The sequence below is a fragment of the Rothia nasimurium genome, assembly GCF_928392795.1.
GTDB lineage: Bacteria > Actinomycetota > Actinomycetes > Actinomycetales > Micrococcaceae > Rothia > Rothia nasimurium_F.
Genome location: NZ_CAKMTJ010000015.1, coordinates 1 through 7,344, shown reverse-complemented (window position 1 = coordinate 7,344; position 7,344 = coordinate 1). Strand labels below are relative to the sequence as shown.

Below are 7,344 nucleotides of genomic sequence, written 5' to 3'. Positions count from 1 at the left end.
GCACATCAAGACTTGGCGGATTCTTCATACGGGGTTTAGGCGGCCGTTAGGGTTGTATGGGCGGGTGTTTTCGGTGGTGCGGGGGTTGGTGTTTTTGGCTGCGGGTGGGACTTTTGAATAAGCCTCTTAGACTCGCTGAATTTTTTCTGAAAATATCCTTGCCAAGTTCGGGGGGGGTATTTTGGAGATGTCACACATAATTGCACCCCTATTGCCAAAGGGCTAGGGACTGCCGTTTTCTTTGGAGGAATAATGAAGAAAGTTCTTTCCGTCGTCGCTGCCGGTTTTATCGCTACATCGCTTTTGACTGGCTGTGGAAGCAAACTCGGCGATACTACCTGCGAAGATTACTTTAATCAAGCAAAGAATGACACTGCGCAGTTAGAGGAAACAACCAAACTTCTGATGGAAGAAAATGGAATTTCAGAAGATGCTTCAGCTACTGTTGGCGAAGATTTTGTAAACGAACTTAAACAATTCTGTGGATTTACAGAAACCGAGTATGGTTTTTTGGGCAACGTTGAAAAAGAAGCTGGGGTTTCTAATCCGACTGCTAAGCTAAAAGACTTCAAGTACGAGGGGTAATGATAATGGGTAAGTTTCATAAAATTTTAGCAGTTTCCTTAATTGGGGTTTCTAGCATAACTGGCTGCTCAACAGAGATTTCAGCAGAAAATTCAGCGGAAAGCCAAGAGGCCTCTAATTTAACGACCAAGGGGTCTGTCGACGCCTATCTCACCTATGTGGGTGAGGAAATCGCTCCAGGAGTTGAGCACTTATATTCTTTGAGCACCACAATAATTGATGCGGATAGAGCAAATATTATTGGCATGTATGGCGAAGAGTTTGTTGTTAAAAAACTTGATGGTGGAGCTGATGTTCTTAAGATTTCAACAGACTCCATTAAGTTAGAGGATGGTATACAAGTTGAGTTATTAATCGGTGCTCGATTACTGGGAAATAAAGTTCTCGTTGAGTTTGGGTACTGGGACCCTAAGTCAGATGGGGGAGGGGAAGCCACCACGTACAGGGGCTACCAGATGCTAGATTTAGCTTCTGGGGAACCTTTCGGTGAGACAGTTTTTTCAAATAATGTGGCTGATGACTTCTCTCATGTAAATATGGAAACTTTTGGCTCAAATACACAGATGTTTTCTGCTGGTGTTCCTGGTAGGTCAATCGCGGTTTCATATAGTGGGTATGGTGGGCAGGAATATCGAAGCTCTTCAGGGAAGGGGGGCGTTGTTCTGTTTGACTCCGAAAAAGAAAACCCAGTATATGCACATCCTGATATCGAAACCCCAATAAATGAGGTTTTTGTTTATGACGGTACTCAATTGGTTAACGTCAGGGACGGCGTAAAATGGCAGGGCGCTAAGCAGTTAAGCGCGGATAAGTACCTTGGATGGGATCGAGAAACGGAAATAAGAGTTGGGGTTCAAGAAATTGCAGATCCGATAAATCTTGGATCGGAAGGCATTGAAGATAATGGCTTAAGTACCTCTTTGGTAACTGATAAATTAGCTGGGACAAGTAATATTTGTTGGGATGATCAGAAATTTTCTGTTGAAGGTGGTATTCAAGAAACTGGATATGGAAATCTGGACTGCACAGCTATGAGTGATGAGGGGATTATTTACGCAACTAAGGGTAAAGAAGATTTGCCTATTGTTGTTAAAACAAGCGGAGATATAATTGATTTGCCTCATTATTCCACGATGGAGGATGGCAATGTGCGATTTATGGGGGAGTATCTCATTGTTGGTAGGGAGATATTTAAGGTAGTAAATTAGTTTCTCACAATCTAAATCATTAGGTTTGAGGTAGCTGGCCAGTTTGCATTGTATGATGTAAGACACTTGGGGGAAGTGTGCTTTGTTTCCATGGCGTGAGCTTGACGAAGCTGAGCCTTTTTCGTCTGTGTGGTTGAAAGCTGTCGTAAACCTTAGGGTTTGATTACGCCTTGAGCTTCCGGGCCTGGGCGGACGCGAGATCCTGGCCGGCCACCGCCTGGAGGCCCTGTCTCTGGTCGCTGAATAGAGAGAACCCTTACCGTAGTACCCCGGTTTTTGTGCATGTACCCCTGTTTTTACCTGGGGTACATGCACAAAAACCGGGGTGTTTTGTTTTCTTCCGTGCTTCCCGGGGAAAGCTGTCAGCCGTACAATAGGTTGTACAAGAAAGGCTGTGTGGAATGAAAACAATGACCTATTCAGAATCTCGGGCTCGGTACGCAGAGGTCATGGATTCTGTTATCAACGACCGCGAAGAAGTCATCATCACGAGAGTGGGGCACGACCCCGTCGTCATGCTATCGCTCGAAGACTACGAATCCCTCAAAGAAGCCGCCTACCTCATGCGCTCTCCCAGGAACGCTCGTCGAATCTCTGAATCAATCGCGCGGCTGAAAGCTGGTCTGGGGGAAGAGCGCCAGCTGATTGAAGAGTAAGTCATGAAAATCGTGTGGGATGAAAACGCCTGGGAAGACTACCTCTGGTGGCAGCAGCAGGACCGCAAAGTCCTCAAACGCATTAACACTCTGATCAAAGATATTGCCCGCAACGGGCACGAAGGTATCGGCAAACCCGAGGCCCTTAAACACGACTGGTCAGGGTTCTGGTCGCGGCGGATTACAGACGAACACAGACTCATTTATGCGATAACAGATACGTCAATCTTGATTGCCGCTTGCAGATACCACTACTGATAGGCAGCGATTGAAAGTCTGGGCTCCCTGCCCCGCAGAGCTGCCGCGGGCGTCCTTTCTTTTTGTTCGGGTGTACGGGTAGAATGGAGGGCTTGAATTTTCCGCGATGAAGGGTTCCCTCTTGACCGAGAACACAACCGCAACCGGTGAGCAGACTGCTGCTGAAAAAGCCTACGAGGCTCAGCTGGCAGGTGAACGAGCCTACGTGGGCAGGCTGTACGCCCGCCTCGATGAGCTCCGAGAGATTAACGAGAAAAAGCTCAAGAGCACCCGCAAGAACCAGGCTGTTGGCAGCCACCAGAACCGTTCAGAGCGTGACGCCTACGCCCAGCATTATGAAGACCGCCTAGCCCAGTACAACGCTGTTGACCACCGTCTGGCTTTTGGCCGTCTTGACCTCGACGACGAGGCTATCCGCTACATCGGCCGTATCGGCCTGGCAACCGAAGACCACGAGCGCCTGCTCATTGACTGGCGTGCCCCCGAAGCAGGTACCTTCTACCAGGCCACCGCTTTCAACCGTCAGGGTGTGCGCCGCCGCCGCCACCTGATGCTAGAACGCCGTGAAGTCACCGGCTTCGAAGACGACGTGCTCGACTCAACCCTTCTTGAGGGCGGCGATGAGAACCTGCACGGTGAGGGTGCCCTGCTGGCGGCCCTGAACCGCAAGCGTACCGGCCGCATGGGCGATATCGTGGCGACAATTCAGGCAGAGCAGGACGCCATCATCCGCGCCGACCTGGCAGGCGTTCGCGTTGTGCAGGGCGGCCCCGGTACCGGTAAAACCGCCGTTGCCCTGCACCGTGCCGCCTACCTGCTTTATACCTTCCGCGAGCGTCTCAACAATGCTGGTGTTCTGGTGGTCGGCCCCTCCGCTTCCTTCATGTGGTACATCGAGCGTGTGCTGCCCTCCCTGGGCGAGACCGGCGTGGTGATGTCGTCCTTAGCTACCTTGTACCCCGGTATTAAGGCTGTACCCGAAACCGATCCCGCGGTTGCCCAAATCAAGGGCGACCTGCGCATGGCCGAGGTCATTAAAAAGGCTGTGGCCGACCGTCAGAAGGTACCGGCCAAGCCCGTGAAGATGTACGTGGATTCCACCGCCATCGAGATGACCCCCGGCATGGTCAAGCACGCCCGCGCCACCGCCCGCTCCACCGGCAAGTCCCACAACGAGGCCCGCGAAACCTTTGTGAAGGTGCTCCTGAAAGAGCTCACTACCCAGCTCAACGAAAAGCTGGATGCCGCCGCCGGCCACGCGGTTGACCGCCCCTACCTTGAAGATGATGTCCGCGGATCCCTGGATGTCCGCCGAGCCATCAACCTCGCCTGGATGCCCCTGTCACCCGAGACCCTGGTGCGCTCGCTGTTTTCAAAGCCGGAGTACCTGCAGAGTGCAACCGCGGGCGTCCTCACCGACGCTGAGCGTGACGTCCTGGCGCGCGCAGCGAACCTGCCCTTTACCGAGTCCGATGTGCCCCTGCTAGATGAGGCCGCGGAGCTTCTCGGTGATTTTTCCAAGGTCGCCGGTGCCGGAGCCGCTGCCCGCGCCGAGGCGGCCCACCAGGCCAATCTCGAAAACGCCCGTAAGGCCCTGGAGAACGTGGACCAGCAGCTGGCCGATATGGGCGTGGACGGCGTAGTTACCGCCGAGCAGATTGCCGAGCTGAACGAGGAGCGCGGCGAGCGTATGACCGCTGCCCGCGCTGCGCAGGCCGACCGTACCTGGGCCTACGGGCACGTGGTAGTTGACGAGGCCCAGGAGCTTTCCCCCATGCAATGGCGCCTGCTCATGCGCCGCTGCCCCATGAAGTCCTTTACGATTGTTGGCGATATCGCGCAGGCCTCTTCGGCAGCAGCGTCGCAGTCCTGGGCGCAGGCTCTTGAGCCTTTTGTGGGGGAGCGCTTCACCCTGGACGAGCTGACCGTCAACTACCGCACCCCCGCCCAGATTTCGGACGCCGCCGTTGAGGTTGCCCGCGCTGCCGGCCTGGATATCTCTGCCCCCCGCGCCGTGCGCGAGGGCAAATGGGCGCCGTCCGCCCGTATTGTGGGTGAGGACGCTCTCTACCCGGCTGTGGTGGGCACCGTCAGTGATGAGCTGGAGCAGGGCGCCGGTGGCCTCATCGGCGTGATTGTCAGCGAGGAACGCTACCTCGAGACCGCCCTGGCGATTGCTGCCGAGCACAAGGGTAAGCTGGGCACCTCGGCCTCAGCCCTGGAGCACCAGGTACTCATTCTGACCCCGTGGGAGGCCAAGGGCCTGGAGTTCGACACCGTGATTATCGTTGAGCCCGCCGACCTGGTGCGCGCTGCTAACGGTTCAGTTGGTGACCTTTATGTTTCCATGACCCGCCCCACCCAGCGCCTTCACCTGCTGGCCTCGCGTGAGCTGCCCGCGGGTATCGCCCCTACCGAGTAGCCTGCACGAGAATCCGTAGCGCAAGGACGCTCCCACCCCCTTCCTGCCCGCGGGCAGGGAAGCGGGGGAGGGGCGTCCTTTCTCTTTCTCTCAATTAGAGAACACCGGAAGTGCCCGCTGCCGTCCCGGCGGTGAACTGGTACCTTTGTAGAGGTGGCTTTGCCACTGCTTTTTGTTCATTACTAACCATGGAGTAACCGTGTCTGAAGAGACTCTTGCAGCTCAGCACAACGATGATTCCTTCGAGAATATCTGGCAGGAATTGAAGTGGCGTGGCTTTGTGCACGTCAGCACCGATGAAGAAGCCCTTGAGAAGGCGCTGGCTGAAGAGACCGTGAACTTCTATATCGGTTACGATCCCACCGCAGCTTCCCTGCACCTGGGGCACCTGGTCCAGCTGCTGCTTATGCGTCGCCTGCAGCTGGCTGGCCACCGCCCCTTCGGCCTGGTCGGCGGTGCTACCGGTCTGATTGGGGATCCCCGCCAGACCTCTGAGCGTGTGCTCAACTCCCGCGATGTAGTTGAGGGCTGGGTAAGCCGTCTGCGCGGCCAGATTGAGCGTTTCTTGTCCTTTGAGGGTGAGAACGGGGCCCAGATGGTCAATAACCTGGACTGGACCAGCGAACTATCTGCCATCGATTTCCTGCGCGAAATCGGTAAGAACTTCCGCGTGGGCACCATGATTAAAAAGGAAATCGTGGCCAAGCGCCTGAACTCTGAAGAGGGCATCTCCTACACCGAGTTCTCCTACCAGATTCTGCAGGGCAATGACTTCCTGGAGCTTAACCGCCGTCACGGCGTGACCCTTCAGTGCGGTGGCTCCGATCAGTGGGGCAACCTGACTAGCGGTACCGAGCTGGTCCGCAAGGTCACCGGTAAGTCTGTCCACGCCCTGGGCACCCCGCTCATTACTAACTCTGACGGTACCAAGTTTGGTAAGTCTGAGGGCAACGCTATTTGGCTTGACCCCGAGATGTGCTCACCCTACGCCTTCTACCAGTTCTGGCTGAACACCGCTGACGCTGACGTAGCTGACCGCCTCAAGGTCTTCACCTTCAAGACCCGCGACGAAATTGCTGCCCTGCAGAAGTCTGTTGAAGAAGAGCCCTTCAAGCGCCTAGCCCAGAAGACCCTGGCCTACGAGGTGACCTCTCTGGTACACGGTGTTGAAGCTACCGAAAAGGTGATCGCTGCTTCTGAGGCTCTCTTCGGCAAGGGTGATTTCGCTGCCCTGGACGAGGCCACCCTCAAGGCCGCTACCGCCGAGCTGCCCCATGCGGTACTTTCAGCTGATCAGCTCGACATGGTGACTGTACTGACCGAAACCGGCCTTTCTACCTCTAAGTCCGAGGCCCGCCGCACCCTCAAGGAAGGCGGCGCAGCAATCAACAACATCAAGGTACAGGGCGAGGACGCCGCCCTCACCGAATCTGACCTGCTTCTGGGTAAGTACGCGGTGGTTCGCCGCGGCAAGAAGAACATGGCAGTTGTTGAGGTTGCCCAGTAAGTTCTGTTGTTGAAAAGCAGGCTCGCGCTCGCTGCCGACCCTCTCGCTGGTTCGCTGACGCTCACAAGCGATTCACGCCAGCCCCGGTGCCAGCAGCTTTGCTGCGAGCCTGCTTTTCCTTTACCTTGTAGGCATACCTCAGCAAGAACAGGTATTTAGCTATTTGCGCTTGTCAGAGTGAAAAAGTGCGGAAAAATGGAGTTAGGCTAGGGCAGGGTCTTGCGAGGCTGGAAAAGTTTTTCAAAATATTTTTGAGAAAATTTAACCCGCTGTTTACTAGGGGAAACATCTTCGTTTGAGTGGGTTTAGGTGGTGTTTTGAGGGGAGAAGAGCTTCCTTCGGGTTGCATGCTTCAAAAAACCTGCGTAAAGTATAACGAGTCGCTGAGGCACGGGGAACCGGCCGAAAGCGAAAAATAATCGAATAGTGCACCACAAGTTGAGTCGATAAAGACTCCCAGGGGAAGTTGATTGAACTGGTTTTCGGGTTTGAAGCTAAGGTTTCGAAGTAAAGAAAAGAGCTTGTGGCTATCGTCACGCTCTAGCGAGTTGCGATAATGGAAAAAGCATTATAAACTGAATGAGTTGCCCAAACGGGTAACACAAAAACTTGAGAATGACCGATACGAAACACCGGCCAGCATCTGGCTAGGGTTGAGAATGCGGTTTGTTGCTTGAAAACTCAATAGCGTACCAATGTTATAAATAA

At 54.4% G+C, this 7,344-nt stretch carries 6 protein-coding genes; all 6 read left to right on the top strand.

Features of this window, described 5'->3' with window-relative positions; all coding sequences use genetic code 11:
* Positions 1-252 precede the first annotated feature (252 nt).
* The 6 genes from L6963_RS11560 to tyrS all read left to right on the top strand — a co-directional run bounded on the left by L6963_RS11560 (position 253) and on the right by tyrS (position 6,636).
* Positions 253-585: a hypothetical protein gene (locus tag L6963_RS11560; protein ID WP_237207680.1), complete on the top strand. Its 333-nt coding sequence runs from the start codon at positions 253-255 to the stop codon at positions 583-585.
* Positions 586-590: 5 nt separating this feature from the next.
* Positions 591-1,793 (top strand): hypothetical protein, encoded by a 1,203-nt coding sequence (locus tag L6963_RS11555; RefSeq protein WP_237207681.1) that lies wholly within the window; start codon positions 591-593, stop codon positions 1,791-1,793.
* Between the two features lie 401 nt (positions 1,794-2,194).
* Complete coding sequence (locus L6963_RS11550) at positions 2,195-2,449, top strand: type II toxin-antitoxin system Phd/YefM family antitoxin (RefSeq protein ID WP_237207682.1); 255 nt, start codon at positions 2,195-2,197, stop codon at positions 2,447-2,449.
* A gap of 3 nt (positions 2,450-2,452) precedes the next feature.
* Positions 2,453-2,707 (top strand): Txe/YoeB family addiction module toxin, encoded by a 255-nt coding sequence (locus L6963_RS11545; protein WP_237186795.1) that lies wholly within the window; start codon positions 2,453-2,455, stop codon positions 2,705-2,707.
* A gap of 121 nt (positions 2,708-2,828) precedes the next feature.
* Positions 2,829-5,129: a HelD family protein gene (locus L6963_RS11540; protein WP_237207683.1), complete on the top strand. Its 2,301-nt coding sequence runs from the start codon at positions 2,829-2,831 to the stop codon at positions 5,127-5,129.
* Positions 5,130-5,328: 199 nt separating this feature from the next.
* Complete coding sequence (gene tyrS / locus L6963_RS11535; protein ID WP_237207684.1) at positions 5,329-6,636, top strand: tyrosine--tRNA ligase; 1,308 nt, start codon at positions 5,329-5,331, stop codon at positions 6,634-6,636.
* The last annotated feature ends 708 nt before the right edge of the window (positions 6,637-7,344 follow it).